The organism is Thioclava sp. PTB-PU3-1 (genome assembly GCF_055666785.1).
The window spans coordinates 164183-181779 of the sequence record NZ_JBVNVL010000005.1 but is presented as its reverse complement, the minus strand read 5'-3'; the positions used below and the strand labels follow the sequence as shown (position 1 = coordinate 181779).

At 62.6% G+C, this 17597-nt stretch carries 20 protein-coding genes; 9 read left to right on the top strand and 11 right to left on the bottom strand.

The genetic code is table 11. The annotated features are described in order from the left end of the window. The first annotated feature begins 1 nt into the window (after position 1). From ACZ7GB_RS14590 to ACZ7GB_RS14575, 4 genes are all read left to right on the top strand, one after another. The gene (locus ACZ7GB_RS14590; RefSeq protein ID WP_472159261.1) at positions 2 to 652 is read left to right on the top strand and encodes a FliH/SctL family protein; all 651 of its coding nucleotides are present in this window, start codon (positions 2 to 4) and stop codon (positions 650 to 652) included. Continuing rightward, positions 653 to 1054, top strand: a complete 402-nt coding sequence (locus ACZ7GB_RS14585) for a FliM/FliN family flagellar motor switch protein (protein WP_472159259.1) — start codon at positions 653 to 655, stop codon at positions 1052 to 1054. A gap of 20 nt (positions 1055 to 1074) precedes the next feature. After that, on the top strand, positions 1075 to 1914 hold the full coding sequence (fliP, locus tag ACZ7GB_RS14580; protein WP_472159258.1) for a flagellar type III secretion system pore protein FliP: 840 nt from the start codon (positions 1075 to 1077) through the stop codon (positions 1912 to 1914). Positions 1915 to 2038: 124 nt separating this feature from the next. Then, positions 2039 to 3055: a flagellar motor switch protein FliG gene (locus tag ACZ7GB_RS14575; RefSeq protein WP_078521974.1), complete on the top strand. Its 1017-nt coding sequence runs from the start codon at positions 2039 to 2041 to the stop codon at positions 3053 to 3055. 24 nt (positions 3056 to 3079) lie between these two features. Here the strand turns inward: ACZ7GB_RS14575 and ACZ7GB_RS14570 are convergent, their stop codons facing one another. The 7 genes from ACZ7GB_RS14570 to ACZ7GB_RS14540 form a co-directional block, all read right to left on the bottom strand. Then, on the bottom strand, positions 3080 to 3907 hold the full coding sequence (locus ACZ7GB_RS14570; protein ID WP_472159257.1) for a DUF1217 domain-containing protein: 828 nt from the start codon (positions 3905 to 3907) through the stop codon (positions 3080 to 3082). Then, positions 3901 to 4335: a flagellar biosynthesis repressor FlbT gene (locus tag ACZ7GB_RS14565; RefSeq protein WP_472159256.1), complete on the bottom strand. Its 435-nt coding sequence runs from the start codon at positions 4333 to 4335 to the stop codon at positions 3901 to 3903. Before ACZ7GB_RS14565 ends, ACZ7GB_RS14570 begins: the two co-directional genes overlap by 7 nt. 15 nt (positions 4336 to 4350) lie before the next feature. After that, positions 4351 to 4752: a flagellar biosynthesis regulator FlaF gene (locus ACZ7GB_RS14560; protein WP_472159254.1), complete on the bottom strand. Its 402-nt coding sequence runs from the start codon at positions 4750 to 4752 to the stop codon at positions 4351 to 4353. Between the two features lie 159 nt (positions 4753 to 4911). Beyond that, positions 4912 to 5739 carry a flagellin N-terminal helical domain-containing protein gene (locus tag ACZ7GB_RS14555; RefSeq protein ID WP_078521982.1) on the bottom strand — a complete coding sequence of 276 codons (828 nt, stop codon included), beginning with the start codon at positions 5737 to 5739 and terminating at the stop codon, positions 4912 to 4914. Positions 5740 to 5858: 119 nt separating this feature from the next. Continuing rightward, a complete protein-coding gene (locus ACZ7GB_RS14550; protein WP_472159252.1) occupies positions 5859 to 6353 on the bottom strand; it encodes a flagellar biosynthesis protein FlgI in 495 nt (164 codons plus the stop codon). After that, positions 6346 to 6663, bottom strand: coding sequence for a rod-binding protein (locus ACZ7GB_RS14545; protein ID WP_472159251.1), 318 nt, complete (start codon positions 6661 to 6663; stop codon positions 6346 to 6348). The genes ACZ7GB_RS14550 and ACZ7GB_RS14545 overlap by 8 nt, the downstream gene beginning before the upstream one ends. After that, the gene (locus ACZ7GB_RS14540) at positions 6663 to 7820 is read right to left on the bottom strand and encodes a flagellar basal body P-ring protein FlgI (RefSeq protein WP_472159250.1); all 1158 of its coding nucleotides are present in this window, start codon (positions 7818 to 7820) and stop codon (positions 6663 to 6665) included. The genes ACZ7GB_RS14545 and ACZ7GB_RS14540 overlap by 1 nt, the downstream gene beginning before the upstream one ends. Before the next feature lie 152 nt (positions 7821 to 7972). Here ACZ7GB_RS14540 and ACZ7GB_RS14535 point away from each other — a divergent pair, with 152 nt between their 5' ends. Next, positions 7973 to 8725, top strand: coding sequence for a response regulator transcription factor (locus ACZ7GB_RS14535; protein ID WP_078547203.1), 753 nt, complete (start codon positions 7973 to 7975; stop codon positions 8723 to 8725). A 9-nt stretch (positions 8726 to 8734) separates the two neighbouring features. Here ACZ7GB_RS14535 and ACZ7GB_RS14530 read toward each other — a convergent pair whose 3' ends face one another. The 4 genes from ACZ7GB_RS14530 to ACZ7GB_RS14515 all read right to left on the bottom strand — a co-directional run bounded on the left by ACZ7GB_RS14530 (position 8735) and on the right by ACZ7GB_RS14515 (position 14441). Continuing rightward, positions 8735 to 9802 (bottom strand): flagellin, encoded by a 1068-nt coding sequence (locus ACZ7GB_RS14530; RefSeq protein ID WP_078604346.1) that lies wholly within the window; start codon positions 9800 to 9802, stop codon positions 8735 to 8737. A 12-nt stretch (positions 9803 to 9814) separates the two neighbouring features. Beyond that, positions 9815 to 11227, bottom strand: coding sequence for a flagellar hook-associated protein FlgK (gene flgK, locus ACZ7GB_RS14525; protein WP_472159248.1), 1413 nt, complete (start codon positions 11225 to 11227; stop codon positions 9815 to 9817). A 27-nt stretch (positions 11228 to 11254) separates the two neighbouring features. Next, a complete protein-coding gene (locus ACZ7GB_RS14520; RefSeq protein WP_472159247.1) occupies positions 11255 to 12553 on the bottom strand; it encodes a flagellar hook protein FlgE in 1299 nt (432 codons plus the stop codon). Positions 12554 to 12686: 133 nt separating this feature from the next. Further along, positions 12687 to 14441 carry a tetratricopeptide repeat protein gene (locus ACZ7GB_RS14515; RefSeq protein ID WP_472159245.1) on the bottom strand — a complete coding sequence of 585 codons (1755 nt, stop codon included), beginning with the start codon at positions 14439 to 14441 and terminating at the stop codon, positions 12687 to 12689. Between the two features lie 170 nt (positions 14442 to 14611). Between ACZ7GB_RS14515 and flgF the strand changes: the two genes are divergently transcribed. The 4 genes from flgF to flgH are packed head-to-tail and all read left to right on the top strand — an operon-like array spanning position 14612 to position 17592. Beyond that, positions 14612 to 15349, top strand: coding sequence for a flagellar basal-body rod protein FlgF (flgF, locus tag ACZ7GB_RS14510; protein WP_472159243.1), 738 nt, complete (start codon positions 14612 to 14614; stop codon positions 15347 to 15349). A 23-nt stretch (positions 15350 to 15372) separates the two neighbouring features. Then, entirely contained in the window at positions 15373 to 16158 is a 786-nt protein-coding gene (gene flgG / locus ACZ7GB_RS14505; RefSeq protein WP_078571508.1) for a flagellar basal-body rod protein FlgG, read from the top strand. A 4-nt stretch (positions 16159 to 16162) separates the two neighbouring features. Continuing rightward, the gene (gene flgA, locus ACZ7GB_RS14500) at positions 16163 to 16840 is read left to right on the top strand and encodes a flagellar basal body P-ring formation chaperone FlgA (RefSeq protein WP_078545138.1); all 678 of its coding nucleotides are present in this window, start codon (positions 16163 to 16165) and stop codon (positions 16838 to 16840) included. Continuing rightward, positions 16837 to 17592, top strand: coding sequence for a flagellar basal body L-ring protein FlgH (gene flgH / locus ACZ7GB_RS14495; RefSeq protein ID WP_472159241.1), 756 nt, complete (start codon positions 16837 to 16839; stop codon positions 17590 to 17592). Before flgA ends, flgH begins: the two co-directional genes overlap by 4 nt. Positions 17593 to 17597 lie beyond the last annotated feature (5 nt).

Genomic DNA, 17597 nt, shown 5'->3' with positions numbered 1-17597 from the left:
GATGACGGTTTTCCAGCGCGATTTCGATGAAGAGATGCAGGCGGAAGATGCCCGCCGCGCCGCCGAACGGCTGAAAGTGTTTACCCAGGCCGATCTCGATGCGGCAGCGGCAGCTGCGCGCGCCGAAGGCTTCGAAGCGGGCCGTGAGCAGGGACGCAATGAGGCCACCGCCGAGATCACGGCATCGCTCGAGGCGCGCCAGACCGAGGCGCTGGAGAAATTCTCCCCCGAGATCGCGACGCTTCTGGGCAATCAGTTGGCCCATCAGGCCGCGCTGGAGCGGCATCTTTGCGGATTCGCGCTGCGCGTTTGCGAGAAGGTCTTTCCCGAATTCATCGAGAGCTGCTCGACCGCGCGGGTCGAGACGCAGATCCGGCGGGCGATGGAGATCGCGCTGCGCAAACCGAGCCTCACGATCCGCCTCTCCCCTGCCAATGTCGCGGGGTTGTCACCGGTGATCGAGGCCAGCGCCGGGCCGAACAGCCCTGCCCTGAACATCGTCGCGGACCCGGCGCTTGCCGATGGCGACATCCATGCCGACTGGGATGACGGCGTGATGGATTACAGCTTCGAGACGGTCTGCCGCAGCATCCTCATCGCTCTGCGCCAGACCGTCTCGCCCCAAGCCACACCAATCAGGAAAGCCGTGTAAATGTCCGACAACGATACGCCCGAATCCACGCAACCGCCTGAGACGCCGGAGGCCGAAACCCAGCCGACGCAGGACGAAGCCCGCGCAGCTGCGGCGGAGACCCTGCTGCACAGCCTCGCCAGCAAGCAGGCCGCAAACGACGGTGACGGGCAGAACGTCAATGCGATGCTCAATGTCGGGCTCTCGGTTCAGATCGTGCTGGGCCAGAGCCGTATCCCGATCTCGCAGCTTCTCAACCTGAGCCGCGGCTCGGTCATCGAGCTGGAGAAGAAGATCGGCGAGCCGGTGGACGTGGTGATCAATGACCGGCTCGTCGCGCGCGGCGATCTGGTGAAGGTGGGCGAGAACCGCCTCGGCGTCACCCTGACCGAGATCGTCAAAGACTACGTCCCGACACGATGACCACCCTCGCGAAGCGTTCTTTGACAGTGAAGGCTGGCCTGCCACTCTTCGTTCTGACCCTCGCCGCGTCGCTCGCCTTCAGCGGCAGCGCCGAGGCGCAGGAGGCGGGCGGCTTGCTGAGCGATCTGGCGCAGGGGCTCAACAATGCAGCCCCCGGCAGCGACGCCGCCGCCAGCCTGAGCGGGCGGATCATCCAGCTGATCGCGCTGATGACCGTGCTGAGCATCGCGCCGGGCGTCCTCGTCGTCATGACCAGCTTCACCCGCTTCGTGATCGTCTTCTCGATGCTCCGCTCCGCTCTGGGACTGAACCAGACGCCGCCGAACATGGTGCTCAGCGCGATGGCGCTGTTCATGACCTTCTTCGTGATGCAGCCAGTCTTCGACGATGCCTGGACCGGCGGGCTGCGGCCGCTTCTGAACAACACGGTGACCGAGGAACAGGCGCTCGTCGGGATCGGCGCGCCGTTCAAGGCCTTCATGTTCGCCAATACGCGCCCGAAGGATCTGAAGCTCTTCGCCGATCTCGTCCGCGACAACGAAGCGGGGCAAAACGCCGAACCCGCGCCCGAGATGCCCGCGCCTGCCACGGCGGAGGAGGCGAGCTGGCGCACCCTCGTCCCCGCCTTCATGATCTCCGAGCTGCGGCGCGCCTTCACGATCGGCTTCCTGATCTACCTGCCCTTCATCGCGATCGACCTCATCGTCGCCTCGGTTTTGATGAGCGCGGGCATGATGATGTTGCCGCCGGTGATGATCTCGCTGCCCTTCAAGGTGATCTTCTTCGTGCTGATCGACGGCTGGTACATGCTCGCAGGCAGCATGATGCAATCCTATGTTGCCTATGGCGGGGGCGGCTAAGCCTCGGCGCCGCCTCTATCCTTATAAAACGCTTCACGCCAAAGAATAGCACGCGATCCTGATTGAGGATACAAGGATAGACTGCTATTCTTTCCGAGACCTCAGAACAGATCGAGCGCCGACGATGAAAACCTCCCGGGATTACAAGAAACTCCGCGGCCCAGAGAAGGCGGCAATCCTTTTCCTCTGCCTTGGGGAGAAGCATGGCGCCGGGCTGATGCAGAGGCTCGACGATTACGACATCCACTCGATCACCCACGCGATCTCGTCTCTGGGCACGATCCCCGCCGATGTCGTGGAAGAAGTGATGAGCGAGTTCATGGAAACTGCGGGCGATGGCGGCGGTATCGTCGGGTCGATGGAAATGGCGCAAAGCATGCTCAAAGGCTTCCTGCCCGAGGATCGGGTGAGCGACATCATGCAGGAGATCCAGGGCCCACTGGTGGGGCGCAATATCTGGGAGAACTTCTCTGCGCTCAACGAACAGGTCATCGCCAATTACCTCAAGGAAGAGCACGATCAGACGGTTGCGGCGATCCTGAGCAAGGTAAAGCCCGAGGTGGCCTCGAAAGTGCTGCCGCTTCTGGGCGAGGAGCGCATGATGGAGGTGCTCGAGCGGATGATCGGCATCGACACCGTGCCGCGCTATGTCTTCCAGAATATCGAGGAGACCTTGCAGAAAGAGTTCATGAGCTCGGCGACGCGCAACACCGGGCCGGACCCGCAGCAGCGCATGGCCGATCTTTTCAACAAGCTCGACAGCAAGCTGTTCGACGACATCACCCAGCGTCTGGAGAAGCGCATCCCGGATGCCTTCGGCGCGATCAAGGCGAAGATGTTCACCTTCGACGATCTGTGCAAGCTCGACCAGCAGAGCCTCGTCAAAGTCATGCGTGGGGTCGAAGGGCAAACGCTTCCGCTCGCCTTGCGCGGGGCCAAGAAGGAGGTGCGCGATTACTTCCTGAGCGCCCTGCCCGCCCGCTCGCGCGACATGCTGAACGAGGAAATGACCGCGATGGGCCCGGTGCGCGGGCGCGAAGTGCAAGAGGCGCAATCGGCGCTGGTGGACTATGCGCTAGAGCTGTCGCGCGACGACGAGATCCGGATCCCGCTCGACGATGACGACGTGATTATCGACTGAGGTCAGCCGCGATCTAAGGCAGGCTTACCGGTAGCGCGAGGCCGAGAAGGTCGCGATCGCGGTCAGATCGAAGGTCGCGGGCACGAACTGGCCCGAGCCGCCCTGAACCGCGCCTTGCATCAGCGTCACCGCAGCACTCCCCGCGCCATTCGTCGCGAAACTCTGCGCATCGGATACGGCGACGAAATGAGAGATCAGATTGTCGACCTCTTTAGGGTCCTTGAGCTTCGTGATGTCGAACTTGTCCTCGAAGATCTGTTTCTGCCGCTCCACATCGAGCTTCACGACGTCATTGGGGATGCCCAGAGCCGTGCGCATAAACTGCGCCGTATCCTTGTCTTTCAGAACCGAATACCACGTTTTGACGCCATCGAGCTTCTGGCGGAATTCGAGCACGGACCCGACGGTCGCGTTCTGCTCGCTCTCGCCATTGATGAACTGCTGGCTGACATATTGATCGACGATCTTGTCCTGCCACGCGGTCGAGGAGGTATTCGTATTCGCCGTCCCGCCATTGGTGAACCCGAGCGCATCGTAGAGCTTGCGGAAGCGCGGATCGGTGAGCTTGTTCACAAGCGAGGTCTTGTCGGCGGAATCGCTCGACAGGATTTCGCGCATCATCGCCTTGCCGAACATCTGGTCTTCCAGATCGAAGGCCTTCATCACGAAGCTATAGGCGTCGTAATTGTCCACCAGATCGGCTGCAGTGTGGATATTGGCGATATTCTCGCGGAAACGGCTGATCGCGCGGGCATGTTGCGGCTCTTTCGCCAGCTGATCGAGCTGCTTGGCTTGCGTCCGGTCGATCAGGTTCAGCGCGAGGCGGCTGCTCATGCCCGAAATCGTCAGCATTCTTCCCCCTCCAGCGCCACCGCTGGGCGCGCGTCTCCGGAGAGGCGCGCGAATAGTTCCTCTTCGCGTCGCATGACCGGGCGCAGCGCGCTCAAAGCCTTGTAGTAATCACCCTGAGAGACCCAATTCGCGGCCTCGAAGACGCCGCCGACCACGGGGGCACTGAAAATCGTGGCAAGATCGGCAAGCTTTTCCTGAATGACCGGCACCAGCGTGTCGCGCGTATCGGCGCGGATCAGCGCCGTCTGAATCAGGAAGTAGGCCTGCTTCACCGGGGTCGGCTCGCAGTTTTCATCCAGCAAATCTTCGGCCCGGATCACGTCGGCGGTGTTCTCGATCTGAAGCGTCTGGCGACGGTTGGCATTTCGGATCACGCATCCATTGACCACGATCCGCTCGTTCGGTTTCAACGTCAGTCGTAATGCCATGATCCGCGCCCCTTCTTATTCCGCAGCCACCGGCTCGCCAGCGTCGCCGCTGAGCCCACGGATGATGTTGCGATTCACCTCGACGAGGGGCGAGACCGTGCCACCGCCACCCATCACGACTTGCGTCTCCCGCTCGACCCAGAGCGCGAGAGAAATCAGCGCCGCCTTCAGATCGGCGGGAAACTGGTTCGCAGGCTCCGCGAGATCGTCGCGCAGCGCGGTCCAGATGCGCTCATTCTCCCAGAGCGCGGTGCGCAGACCCTGCGCGAGGATCGCCCCTCGCCCGGCCTTCGGCGCGCCGTCATAGTCGACCATATGGGACTCAAGCTCTCCGGTGACGCGGGACAGGATGCGACGCTCGATCTGCCTCGGAGACTCGGTTTCGGAAATGGTTCGCTTATACGCGGCGACGCTCATGCAAGCTCTCCTCTCGATATTCTTTTCTTCTCTTTCGCCGAACTTAACACGACGCGGTTAAAGGCGTTTTTAAACTTTGCCAGAAAAGACAACCCAAGCGCGACAAAAGAAAAGGCCCCGCAACATACGGGGCCTTTCCATTCAGTTCATCGCTACGATTTAGCGGAACAGGCTCAGAAGGTTCTGAGGGCCCTGGTTCGCAATCGAGAGCGACTGCGTCGCGAGCTGCTGCTGGACCTGGTAGGACTGCAGGCGAGCCGCCTCCTTCTCCATGTCCGCATCGACCATGTTGCCGACACCGGTGTCGAGCTTGTCGGTCAGCTTGCCGAGGAAGTCCTGCTGGGATTCCAGCGACTTCTCCGCAACACCGAGCGAGGTCGCGTTGTCGATGGCCGTCGACAGGGCGCTTTGGGCGCTCGTCAGCGCGCTGGTCAGAACCGCCGCCGAACCACCAGAGATATCGATCCCGCTCAGCGTCGCCTGAAGCGAAGAAAGATCGACCGCCTGGAAGGTCATCGACGTGGTCGCGAAGGAACCGCTTGCGCGGCTGATCCCTGTGACGACCGTCACGTTGGCCGAACCGTCGACGAGGCTGTCGCCGTTGAAGGTCGCCTGGCTGATCGTGGTGCCGATCTGATCGACGATGCTGCGCAGCTCCTTCTGAACCGCAGCATGATCCACCGCGTCGCCTTGGGCGAACGAAACACGCTCGACGAACTGCTGGGCGAGATCCTTCACCGACTCTGCGCCAAGACGTGCGGTCGAAACCGAGTTCTTGGTCAGGGTCAGACCTTCGTTGATCGACTTGTACATGCCGCTGTCGCTGTTCATCGATTCCGAGATCGAGAAATATGCGGCATTGTCTTTCGCCGAGTTGATCTTCTTGCCGGTCGAAATGCGGTTCTGCGTGTCTTCGAGACCCTTGTTGACCCCACGGAGGGTCGCAAGAGCATTCATCGCGGAGGTATTGGTAAGAATGGACGACATTTCTAGTCACTCCTCATTCTGAAAGATATTTGTTTTCGTCTTCTGACAGAAAAACGGCGCGAGCCGTGGAGAGGAATTTTGGGCCGAAGATTAAGCGCAGGTTAACGAATGCGGGAAACCTAGAATTCCCTATCGATATGCATCTGCGGACCGTCCTGTCCTGTGACCGGTTTGCCACTCTTTCCATAGAGACCATCGAGACTGTGCCGGTTCCGGATCTTCTCGATCTCGCGCACGATCTCGCGGGTCGCCTCGGACATCCGCGACAGTAGAACGCTATTGTCCTGCACGGCGGTCTTCAGTTGGCGGAGCTTTTCGCGAAGCGCGGGCGCAGCATCCTCAGACGCTTCGAGGAATGGCTCGATCACGGGGATCTTCAACTCGATCCGCTTCAGCAGGTCCGCCTTGCTATCATAAAGCTCGGTGACGCGATCGAGATGCCCCGCTTCGACCGCCGCGATTTCCTCATGCAGCAGATCGAGCGTCGCATCGATATTCGCCTCGAAAGCGGCGAGGTTGGCATCATCTTCGTCGGTCAGAACGGGGCCTTCGGCGGCGATATCGCGCCGGGCCTGCATCCGCTTTCGAAAACGCGACGGGGTCTCATCAGCCATAGTCATCTCCGTTCGAGTTGTAAGCGCCGATCATCCGCTCGACGCTCTGCGCGATCCCGGTCCGACCGGAGGCGGCGATCTCGTCGGCGATGCCGCGTGCGAGGAAGGACTTCCACATCTCCTCGGCGTGGCCACCATCGAGACCGCCCATCTTCACGGTTTTCATCATCTCGCCCACGGCCTGCTGCAGGAAGGTCGCCTCGAAATTCTTGGCGATCTCCTTCGCGTCCTGCGACTTCGCACCGGATGCGGCAGGCGCCTTGAGCGACGCAGCCGAGAGCGACGCCTTCGACGGATCGAGCGGATTCATCAGATGATCTCCAGATCGGCATGAAGCGCACCCGCGGCCTTGATCGCCTGCAGGATCGAGATCGTCTGCCGGGCGCCGACGCCGATTGCGTTCAGACCGTCCACGAGGTCCTGAAGGCTGACATCGCCCCCTTGGAGTACGCTGAACTGGGTGTTTCTCTCTTCGACCTGTACATCCGTTTCGGGCACAACGACCGTCTCCCCGATCGAGATCGGCTTCGGCTGGCTGACCGCGTAGCTTTCCTTGACCTTCACGGTCAGACCGCCCTGACTGATCGCGACCTGATCGATCCGAACATTCGAGCCGATCACGATGGTCCCGGATTTCTCGTCGACCACCACCTTGGCAACGGAGTCGGGCGTGACGGGCAGGTTTTCGATCATCGCCAAAAGCTCCGGCACGCCGTATTTGCCCTTCGCCTGCACTTCGATGGTGGAGGGGTCGAGCATCTGCGCGGTGTTGTGGCCCAGCTTGTCGTTGATCACCCCGGCGACGCGCGATGCGGTCGTGAAATCGGGCTCGCGGAGGGACAGGCGCACGGAACTCATCGAGTTCAATTCGAATGCGATTTCCTTCTCGACGATGGCGCCGTTCTCCATCCGCGCGACGGTCGGCACTCCATCCACGATGCTCGCCGCGTTACCCTTCGCACTATAGCCCGCGACCGAGATCGGCCCCTGCCCCACGGCATAGATCTCGCCATCCGCCCCGACGAGCGGCGTCACGATCAGCGTGCCACCGCGCAGGCTGTCCGCATTGCCGAGCGAAGAGATCGTCACGTCGATCGTCGAGCCGCGGCGAGCGAAGGGCGGCAATTTTGCCGTCACCATCACCGCGGCGGTATTCTTCGTCTTGATCGCATCGCCGGAGAGGTTCCCGACGCCGAGCCGTTCGAGCATCCCCTCGATCGACTTCTTGGTGAAGGGGCTGCCGTTGAGGGTATCGCCGGTGCCGTTCAGGCCGACCACGAGACCGTAGCCCACGAGCTGGTTCTCACGCACGCCCTCGAAACTGGCGATATCCTTGATGCGAACCTGCGCGGCGGCCGGGATCGCGCAGAGCGTCCCTGCAATGACGGAGAGCGCGACGAGCGCCCCACGAACCCCGGCGCGAGAAAACGACGCCCGATTACCTTTTCGGCGCAAAGAAGCAAGCATAGTTTCCTCACATCACCAGCACATTCCGCTAAATTAAAGCAAAACATAAATAGTGTCCAATATAAATCAGTACTATTCTTGACTAATCCTTTGTGGCAACTTAGCGTGATCTTGCCGCTTGTGCGAGAAACTTGCCCGGGATGGAGGCCTGCATGAATATTTACGTCTTTGAGCCTCGCGATGGCCGCGTTCGCGGCCTGCTCAGCGAGCTGGAGAGCGTTGGGCTGCAACCCGTCCTCGTCCCCGCATCCTTCTTCGCGTCCGATCTCAGCACGCTGAACCAGAAGGGCGTCGACACGCGGGCGATCCTGATCGGCGACTGCCCGGAAGTGACCGACTATATCCGGGCCATCCGGAGTTGCGGCTGCCGCAATCCGGTTCTGGTGATGCGCGATTTCAAGAACTCACGCGATGCCTCGGAAGCGCTCGATGCCGGGGCCGACGACGTCATGGTCAGCCCGATCAAGGGGATCGAGGCACTGTCGCGGATCAACTCGATCATCCGCCGCTCCTATGGCCACGCTGCCGAGAGCATCAGTGTCGGCGAGATCACCGCCTTCTTCGACGGGCGCGATCCGCTGGTCTCCGGCGCGCGGCTGAAGCTGTCGAACCGTGAGCACGCGATCTTCCAGCACCTGGCGCTTAACGCGAACAAGGTGATTGCGAAAGGCGCGATCTATGACGCGGTCTACGGGATGAGCGACGACCAGCCCTTCGACAAGGTCATCGACGTCTATATCTGCAAGCTGCGCAAGAAGATCGCCGATGCGGCCGATAGCGGCCACCAATATATCGAGACGGTCTACGGTCGTGGCTACAAGTTCAGCGAGCTGGAAAGCACGAGAGACGTGAAGCTCGCAGCCTATGAGCAAACCGACGCGCGGGGCACGGTAGCCGCGCGATAAACGCGCGGCTCAGAGATAATTCAGGATCGACAGTTTCGACATCTGCGCGGCTACGCTGTAGCTCGCGCTGAGTTGCGTCTGGAGCGCGGTCATCCGGGTCGCGGCCTCATAGGGATCGACCGAGACGTAATCCGACAGACGACTGTTCAGCACCGAATCCATCGATTGCTGCTGCGTGAGTTTGATGTCGAGCCGCTTCTGCTTCGCACCCAGCGCAGTCTCGGAATTGCGCAGCCCTTCGACGCCATCGCTCAGCGCTTTGACGCCGGCTGCCACCCAGCTTTTATAGGCATCCTGATCAGTGATCTTCGACACGTCGGTCGAAGCGAACAACGCAAGCCCCTTGATCAGGTTGCGGAACTCGGGATCGTCCGCCTGCATCCCGTAATCGAGCGTCTCGCCATCCCCGATCAGCGCCGTTTTGCGCGGCGTCCCGGCTGTCGCATCGCCCTGGAAGAAGGTCGAGCTGTAGCGTTTGGCCGGATCGGCATTGGTGTCATCGAACACGCTGTCGATCTGCGACAGCATCGCCGCGGCCTGGGTCGCATCTGCGGGGCCGCTGCCCACGATCCCCGACAGGACATCCCCCGCCGAGAGACCCGTCGCACCGTTCGTCGCGTCATAGCCCCGCAGCGCTGCCTTGTCCGAAGCCACCCCGGAGAACAGATGCTCCCCGTCGAGCGAGACATTCAGGCTCGTCATGATGGTGTCGAGGGCGGCGCGCGCGCTTTGCTGCAGGGTCGCCGCCGAAGCGCCGGGGCGCTCGAGGTTCCCGACGGCGAGACCGAGCACATCCTGCGCCGCCCCGCGCGCCGTCGACGCGCTGGATGCGATCATATCCAGCTTGCTCCCGAGGAGCTTGTTCGAGGTAATGAAATGCGAGTTGGTCGTCGCGCGATCTTCCAGCGCGAGCACGAAGGCCGATTTCGCCCCCATATCCGCATAGACATCGGATTTGCGGCCGGTCGCGACCTCGTCGCTCGTCCGTTGCAGCTCTGCCGTGGTGCGGCTGACCGATCGCCGCGAGATCAAGCTCATCTGCAAGGTCGACAGCGAATTCCGGATTAGGGGGATCATCGTTCAGTCTCCTCAGACGGCTTCGAGCAGCGTATCCATCATCTTCATGACGGCAGTCATCATCTTTGAATTCGCGGCATAGCTTTGCTGAATCGTTATCAGCTTCTGCATCTCATCGTCGATGTTCACACCCTGAATGCCCTGGCGCGTGCCGTTCACCGTCTCGGCGGCGGTGCGCGCGGCGGCGAAACGCTCCTGCGCGCGGGTGCCCTCGAACTCCTGCGCCGAGATCATGTTGCTTCCATAGTCGCGCAGCGACAGCGATGGCTCCAGCCCAGTGCCCGGGGCCGCCGAAAGCGGATCGTCGAACATCGACACGAAGGCTTCGATCTGGGTCGAGTCGCCTGCGGCACCCGGCGCGGTGGCGCCGATCCCGTCGCGCAGGCGCGAGAGCTGCCCACCCTGCGCGGGGTCCACCGCCGCATTGACCGAAATCCGGCCCGCCAACCCTTCGAGATTTGCGGGATCGTAGGCTGCGCCTGCATCGGTGAAGAGCCCCGCCTGCCCCGGCGCGAGCGAGGCGTCCGCACTCTCGAAGCCCTGCACGAGCCCCCGAGCCATCTCGTCGAGCTGAAGCTGGAAGCGCGGCAGAACGTCCTTCTTCACCGCGAACAGCCCGGCGAGGCTGCCATTCTGGAAGCCGCGTGCGTCGGCGGAGTCCGGGGTGATCTCCGTCTTGCCTGCGAACAGCTTTCCAGCCACCTGATCATAGGTGATGTAGCTCGCCTGATTCCCATCGACGAGCGGCGTGCCCCCAGCCGTGTAGAGCGTCGCGCGCGCGTCGGTGGAACGACGCACCTGCATGTCGATCAGCTTCGACGCCTTTTCCACCAGCACATCCATCTGGTCTCCCAGATCGGCTGCGCCGAGCGAGCCGGGCGGCGCGTCCGAGATCTGCTTGTTGAGCGAGGTGATCTTGTGCAGCGTCTCGTTGAAATCCGAGACGTCGTATTTGATCTCCATATCGACCTCGCCGCCGACCCGCGCGAGCATGTCGCTGCTTTGGTTCAGCGAGGTCACCATCTCCTGCGCGGAGGCCGCCACGCCATTTTGCGCCGCGTTACTGCCGGGATTGTTCACCAGCGCGATCATCGAGCTGCGCAGATCGGTCAGGCGATCCGCGGGCGACAGACCGTCGCCCGGCTGGCCGAGGGTCGCCGTATATTCGCCCACCGCCTCGTAGATCGCCTGCTCGCGCGCCATGGCAGAGGAATGCTGCCGATACATGCGGTTGAGCGAGGCGTCGACTTCGCGCCGCGCCTCGCCGGTTTGCACGAGGCCGCCCACGGTCGTGACCTGCGGCAATTCCTTGCGCACATAGCCTTCGGTGCTCGCATTCGCGATGTTGCGCGAGGTCGCTTCCGATTGCATCTGCGCCGTGCGCAGACCGCTCGTGCTCGCCTGGAGGGCGCCCGTCAGGCTCATGGGTTTACTCCGTTCTCAGCGTGGCGATCAGCGTTTCAGACGCGTGGTCTCGTCGAGCATCTCATCCATCGTGGTGACGATCTTCGCGTTGGTGGAATAGGCCCGCTGGGTGCGGATCAGATCGCTCAATTCCTGCGCGATATCGACATTCGACCCTTCAAGCGTTCCCGAGGAAATCGTGCCCACCGGGCCCTCGTTCGCCTTGTGGATCGTGAAGTCGCCACTGTTGCGGGTCAGCCGATAGGCGTCGCCATCGACCTCCTGCATCCCGTTCGGGTTCGCCACATGGGCGAGCGGAATCTTGTAGAGCGCCTGCCGCTGGCCGTTATCGAAGATCCCGTACATCGTGCCGGTATCATCGACCTCCATCCGGGTCAGCGCGCCGGCGGACGAGCCGTCGGTGTCGAATTTCTGCGGGGTGAAATCCCCGGCGAACTGGGTCATCCCGTCGAAGCTGTTCAGCGCGCCGAGACCGACATCGATCGGCTGGGTCGTGCCACCGTCATTCATCGTCAGGCTCATGACGCCCGTAGTCGTGTCCATCGCGAAGGCGCCGGGCGCCGTGGCGAGATTGGTCACGCCGGAATAGCTGACCGGGGCACCCGCATTCGGCCCGCTCGCGGCGAAATCGACCGTGACCTGACCGTAGGGAACGCCGTCGCCATCGGACACGGTGACGTCCCACTGGTTCTGGGTAGCGGTCGGCTGCCAGGAATATTCGAGCCGCTTCGCCGCACCGAGCGGCGTGAAATATTGCGAGGACGAGGTGAAGGGTGCGCCCGGCGTCGCGTTTCCGGTTTCCTGCGAGGGCAGATTGCCTTGCACGCTGACCGTGGTCGTCGCCTTCGCGCTCAGCGTCGCATCGGTCACGTTCACCGTCTTCAGCCCATTGAAGCTGTTGCCGTCGATCGAGCCGAGCGTGCCGTCGGTATAGGGGTAGCCCGAAAGGAAATAGCCTGCCGAATTGACAAGGTCGCCATTCTCGTCGGGCTTGAACGACCCGGCGCGCGTCAGGACGTAATCGGACTCGACGCTCGTATTGGCTCTGCCGGATACGACGAAGAACCCGTTCCCGTTCACCGCGAAATCGGTTGCGGAACTGGTGGGGATCACCGCGCCCCCGTTCGTCACGTCGGAGGAAACGACAGCATTGACGCCCGACGGTGCATCGAGCCCGCCGCTCGGCGTCATGGTCACCATCTGGGCGAAGCTGCGCTTGTAGCCCGTGGTATTCGCATTCGCGATATTCTCGGAAATTTCGCCAACGGCGACGGAGTTTGCGTTCAGCCCGCTCACGCCGGTCTGCATCGCGCTCGAAATACTCATGGTTTTATCCTCTCATGTCCGAAGAGAAGGGGGTCCTATCTTGGAGATATGCGATCGATGTTTAACTGGAGTTAAAAATATCTGCGTTTTGTCTTTAACGATTCTGGCGAGGCGCGATGCATAGCAAAGATATCTACCCGCCAGCCCGCTTCGCCTCCGACCCGACCATCTCGAGCGCGTCATCCGCCTTGCGCAGCCGATCCCGCGCCGCCGCGTCCATCAGCGGGCTGAGCTTGGCGGGCTCCGCCAGAAGGCTTGCGACGAGCTTGTTCAGATCTTCGCGCCCCGCCAGACGCGGGAAGACCTCGGCGACGCTGCGGGCCGTGGTCAGATCGCCGGAGCGGTAGGCGGCCAGCAGCAATTCGACCGCGTCGGTCTCGGAGAAATCGTCCGGGGCCTTCTTCCACAACTCGCGATAGGATCGGGTCGCCGCCTTCCAATCACCCTTCTTCCAGTGGAGCCGCGCCTGAAGCCGCAGATGATCGACCGAGTGCGAGGTGACCTTGGCCTGCAAGGCCGCGTCGGTCTTCCCGGCCTCGGCCAGAATCCGGGCTTGTAGCGCGTTGAACTGGTTCAGCTCCTGCGCATCGGCGGGACGCTCGGAAGCCTCCAGCACCTTGGCGGCGCGGGCGAATTGCCCCCCGCGCGCAAGCGCCTCCGCCTCGCGCAGCGCCAGATAGGCCATCCGATCTTGCGACACCGCCTCGGGGGTATCCTTGCGCTGTGCGCTCAGAGCTTCCCTGATCTTGCGATATTCCGTGGCGGCCTGAGTCGTCGCGCCCAGCTCCAGCAGGCGATCCGCGAATTGCTCGGCATAGGTCTGAAAATCGGGGCGGACCTCGTAATAGGCCTCCAACCGCTGATGCCCGTCGGCAAAATCCGTGAGCGAAATCTTCCCCGCCGCACCCTTCGCATAAAACGCCTTGAGCAGCTTGTCGGCGGCCTGCGCCGCCGCGCGCGCCTGTGGACGCTCGGGAAACCGGGTGAGGATTTCACCATAAGCGATCAGCGCATCCACATCGTGGCCGGACGTCTCGCCCAGATGCGCGCGCTGTTCGAGCGCCTGAAGGTCGAACCTGTCGCCGCGCCACGCAAGGTTAGCCTCGGCGAGCATCGACAAACCTTGGTCGGGCGTCAGCGCTCCATGTTCGAGCCCCAAGCTGACCAATGCAAGCCGCGCCCGCTGCGCGTAACGATCCTGCCCCTTCGCTGCTTCGCGATAGGCGGCATAGGCCTTGTCGGGATGATGCGACTGCTCCGCCACCCGCCCAATAAGAAAGCTATAGACCGGCTGCGATTTCAGCTCGGGGTAGCCGTCGAAATCCCGGCTCAGCCGCTGAGCCAGCGGCCATTTCTTGACCGCGATCGCGCCTTCCAGAAGCGCGGGCAGGCAGGCCTCGACGAAAACGGGCGGATAGGTCGGAAGCCGGTCAGCCGCGCCCGCGAGATTGCCGTCAAGCTCCACCGCGTCGCCCTGCGTGATCGCGTTCAGCGCCGCCCAGAGGTGATAGTCCTGCCAGTTCGCCCAGTCGGCATTCGGCAGGAGCGTGCCAGTCGGAACGCCCTCCCCCTCCATGATGCTGAACCCTGCCGCAATCGCGCGCCAGCGCGCCTGCTCTGCCGGGATCAAACCGTCGGGCATTTCGTCGCCCAGCAGCGAGCGCCCCTCGGGAAGCATGACATGGGCGAGATAGAATTCCGCAAGATCGAGCCGCGCAATGGCGCGCGACGGCCCCGGATCGGCCGCAGCGAAGCCAGCGTCCAGCGCATCGCGATCCGCGAGGAACCCCGCCTGCGTGTATTGCGCGAAATCGAAAGGAGGGGGCGCGGGGAGCGTCTCCGCCGCAGCGCCGCCGCACAGAAGACAGAGCGCCAAAACGCCGCCCATGAAAGGGAAACCGCCTCGCAACTCCATCACCTCTTGCCCAAGCGCACCAGAATTCCTTCGTGCATTAAAGAATAGTATTGATTATTCCAAGATTAGCAAACATTATTGAATAGGAATTGGCAGCGATCCAAGCACAAAGCCACAAGATCCATTCTCGCGGACGGAAATTCATGGATAGCTCAAATTACGTCTCCCTATCCCTCGCCTCGACGCTGTGGCGCAGCCTCGACATTTCGGCCAACAACATGGCCAACGCCAACACGGCTGGTTTCAAGGCGGAACGCTCGCTGACCGAGAGCTACAACTCGAAGGGCAATGCGGGTCCCGAGGATGACGTGAGCTACGTGCTCGACAAGGGCTCCTATCTCGACGACCGCCAAGGCTCGCTGACCAAGACGTCCAACCCGCTCGATGTGGCGCTGAACGGGGACGGCTGGCTCGCCTATACCACGCCCGAGGGGCAGACGGCTTTCGGGCGTGACGGGCGGCTGGCCGTCGACCCGCAGGGCAATCTCGTGACGCTGACGGGCAACAAGGTTCTCGACCGGGGCGGCGCGCCGATCGCGATCCCGCCGGGCGAAGAGATCACCATTTCCCGCGACGGCACGATCTCGGGGCCCAATAGCGGCACCATCGGCACGCTGGGCATGTTCAATGTGCCCGACATCCAGAGCTTCAACCGGCTGGGCGGCGGCCTCTTTGCCGCGCCCGGAGGTGCCGCCCCCGCCTTCACCGCGTCTGACACGACGCAGGTTGCGCAGGGCTTCGTCGAAGAGAGCAATGTTCAGCCGGTGGTCGAGATGACCCGGATGATGGACATCCAGCGCTCCTACGAGCGGGCGGTGAAGTTGATGGATGAACAGAACACCCTTCGTCAGGAAACACTGCGCAGGCTTGGCAAAGTCTGACCGGCGCGAAAAGGAGCTGAACCATGAGAGCACTTGGAATTGCCGCGACGGGGATGCTGGCCCAGCAGACCAATGTGGACGTGATCTCGAACAACATCGCGAACGCCAACACCACCGGCTACAAGAGCAGCCGCGCCGCGTTTCAGGATCTGGTCTACCAGTCGCTGCAACGCGAAGGCTCGCTGACCTCGGCCGACGGGACCGCGCGCCCTGTAGGCGTCGATATCGGCCTCGGCGTGCAAAGCGCGGGCGTCGTGCGGCTCAACACGCAAGGCGGTCTGGTGCAGACCGAAAATCAGCTCGATCTCGCGATCGACGGCGGCGGCTATTTCACCCTCAACATGCCCGATGGCAGCCAGGCCTACACCCGGGCGGGCACCTTCCAGCTGAGCCCCGAGGGCCAGATCGTGTCGATGGACGGCTATGAGGTCGCACCCGGCATCAACGTCCCGGCCAACACCACCAATGTCGAGATCAACCAGCAGGGCCTCGTGATGGCTTATGTCGGCAAAGACCCGACCCCGGTGCAGATCGGCCAGATCACGATGTCGACCTTCGTCAACGAGGCGGGGATGAAACCGCTGGGCAACAACCTTCTGCAGGCGACGACCGCCTCGGGCGATCCGACCGAGGCGCTGCCGGGCGATCCGGGCGTCGGCATCCTGCGTCAGGGCTACCTTGAGAGCTCCAACGTCAACATCATCCAGCAGATCACAGACCTGATCTCGGCGCAGCGTGCCTATGAGATGAACTCGAAGGCGATCGAGACGGCCGACCAGATGATGTCCACCTCGAACCAGATCAAGTGATGCCATGATCCCGAAATTCGCCTCCGCGACCGCCGTTCTCGCCACGCTTGTCACCGCGCTTCTTGCCGGTCCCGCGAGCGCGGAATCCGTGCGCGTGCTGATCGCCGAGAAGGCAGAGCAGTCCTGGGGCCTCGAGATGCCGCCGAGCGGTCATTTCGAGATCACGCTGCAAGACAGCGACCCCGGCGACGCGGAGATGATCAGCGATTTCTGGATGGATCGCTCCACGGGGCAGTTTCTCGCGAATGCGGTCGAGGCGTCGGGCGATGTGCGCCGCCTCGCGGGGCTTGCGCTGCTTAACGTGCCCGTTCCGGTGCCGACGCAGCAGATCCTCCCCGGCGCGATCCTGTCGGGCGACGATTTCCAGATGGTCGACCTGCCCTATGGCCAAGTGGGCGCCTATGCCGTGACGCAGCTCGACCATCTGGCCGGGATGCAGGTGCGCCGGGTCCTAGCGCGCGGGCGTCCGGTGATGAGCCAGTCGATCACCGAGCCGGTCATCATCTCGCGCGGCGACCCGGTCTCGATCGAATATTCGAAAGGCCCGATGTCGCTGACCGCGCCCGGCAAGGCGATCTCCGACGCCCATGCGGATCAGTCGGTGCGCGTGGTCAATCTCGTAAGCAACAAGATTGTCGAAGGCATCGCCAAGCCCGATGGCAAAGTGGAGATTCAGAAGTGAGACATCCGTTCTACATCCTGCCGATGCTCGCGCTGGCCGCCTGCGGTCCCGGCACGGCCTTTGAGCGCGACCCGAAAGTGAGCGACATGGTCGTCGATGGGGACACGATCCCCGAGGTGAACCGGGTCAGCGTCCCGATGCCGCCGCTGGAGCCTGCGCGCATTCCGCAACGGGCCGAGGCAGCTTCGCTCTGGCAGACCGGCTCCACCGGCTTCTTCGGCGATCAGCGCGCCGACAAGGTGGGCGATCTGCTGACCGTCGATATCGACATCAACGACGAGGCTCAGCTTCAGAACGCCTCCCAGCGCAGCCGCGACGGCAGCCAGAGCGTCGGATTCCCGACCTTCCTCGGCTATGGCGGAAAGATCGCGAAGATCCTGCCCGGCGTCAGCGAGAAAGACCTGCCCACGGGCAGCAACATCGTCGATCTCAGCTCGCAATCGAGCGCCAGCGGCACCGGCTCGATCAAACGCAATGAGACGATCAGCCTCAAGGTCGCAGCCCTCGTGATCCGGAAGCTGCAAAACGGGAATTTCGTGATCGCCGGACGCCAGGAGGTGAAGGTCAATCACGAGCTGCGCGAATTGCGCGTGGCCGGGATCATCCGCCCCGAGGACATCCGGATGGACAACACCATCCCCTACGAGAAGATCGCCGAGGCGCGCATCTCTTATGGCGGACGAGGCCAGATCAGCAAGGTGCAACAGCCCCGCTACGGGGAAGACGCGCTCGACGTCGTCCTGCCCTACTGAGCGCG

What these genes read in the sequence shown, in the direction of transcription:
- ACZ7GB_RS14590 (WP_472159261.1), top strand. Translation starts at nt 2, where the DNA reads ATGACGGTTTTCCAGCGCGATTTCGATGAAGAGATGCAGGCGGAAGAT.
- ACZ7GB_RS14585 (WP_472159259.1), top strand. Translation starts at nt 653, where the DNA reads ATGTCCGACAACGATACGCCCGAATCCACGCAACCGCCTGAGACGCCG.
- ACZ7GB_RS14575 (WP_078521974.1), top strand. Translation starts at nt 2,039, where the DNA reads ATGAAAACCTCCCGGGATTACAAGAAACTCCGCGGCCCAGAGAAGGCG.
- ACZ7GB_RS14570 (WP_472159257.1), bottom strand. Translation starts at nt 3,907, where the DNA reads ATGCTGACGATTTCGGGCATGAGCAGCCGCCTCGCGCTGAACCTGATC.
- ACZ7GB_RS14565 (WP_472159256.1), bottom strand. Translation starts at nt 4,335, where the DNA reads ATGGCATTACGACTGACGTTGAAACCGAACGAGCGGATCGTGGTCAAT.
- ACZ7GB_RS14560 (WP_472159254.1), bottom strand. Translation starts at nt 4,752, where the DNA reads ATGAGCGTCGCCGCGTATAAGCGAACCATTTCCGAAACCGAGTCTCCG.
- ACZ7GB_RS14555 (WP_078521982.1), bottom strand. Translation starts at nt 5,739, where the DNA reads ATGTCGTCCATTCTTACCAATACCTCCGCGATGAATGCTCTTGCGACC.
- ACZ7GB_RS14550 (WP_472159252.1), bottom strand. Translation starts at nt 6,353, where the DNA reads ATGGCTGATGAGACCCCGTCGCGTTTTCGAAAGCGGATGCAGGCCCGG.
- ACZ7GB_RS14545 (WP_472159251.1), bottom strand. Translation starts at nt 6,663, where the DNA reads ATGAATCCGCTCGATCCGTCGAAGGCGTCGCTCTCGGCTGCGTCGCTC.
- ACZ7GB_RS14540 (WP_472159250.1), bottom strand. Translation starts at nt 7,820, where the DNA reads ATGCTTGCTTCTTTGCGCCGAAAAGGTAATCGGGCGTCGTTTTCTCGC.
- ACZ7GB_RS14535 (WP_078547203.1), top strand. Translation starts at nt 7,973, where the DNA reads ATGAATATTTACGTCTTTGAGCCTCGCGATGGCCGCGTTCGCGGCCTG.
- ACZ7GB_RS14530 (WP_078604346.1), bottom strand. Translation starts at nt 9,802, where the DNA reads ATGATCCCCCTAATCCGGAATTCGCTGTCGACCTTGCAGATGAGCTTG.
- flgK (WP_472159248.1), bottom strand. Translation starts at nt 11,227, where the DNA reads ATGAGCCTGACGGGCGCCCTCCAGGCGAGCACGAGCGGTCTGCGCACG.
- ACZ7GB_RS14520 (WP_472159247.1), bottom strand. Translation starts at nt 12,553, where the DNA reads ATGAGTATTTCGAGCGCGATGCAGACCGGCGTGAGCGGGCTGAACGCA.
- ACZ7GB_RS14515 (WP_472159245.1), bottom strand. Translation starts at nt 14,441, where the DNA reads ATGGGCGGCGTTTTGGCGCTCTGTCTTCTGTGCGGCGGCGCTGCGGCG.
- flgF (WP_472159243.1), top strand. Translation starts at nt 14,612, where the DNA reads ATGGATAGCTCAAATTACGTCTCCCTATCCCTCGCCTCGACGCTGTGG.
- flgG (WP_078571508.1), top strand. Translation starts at nt 15,373, where the DNA reads ATGAGAGCACTTGGAATTGCCGCGACGGGGATGCTGGCCCAGCAGACC.
- flgA (WP_078545138.1), top strand. Translation starts at nt 16,163, where the DNA reads ATGATCCCGAAATTCGCCTCCGCGACCGCCGTTCTCGCCACGCTTGTC.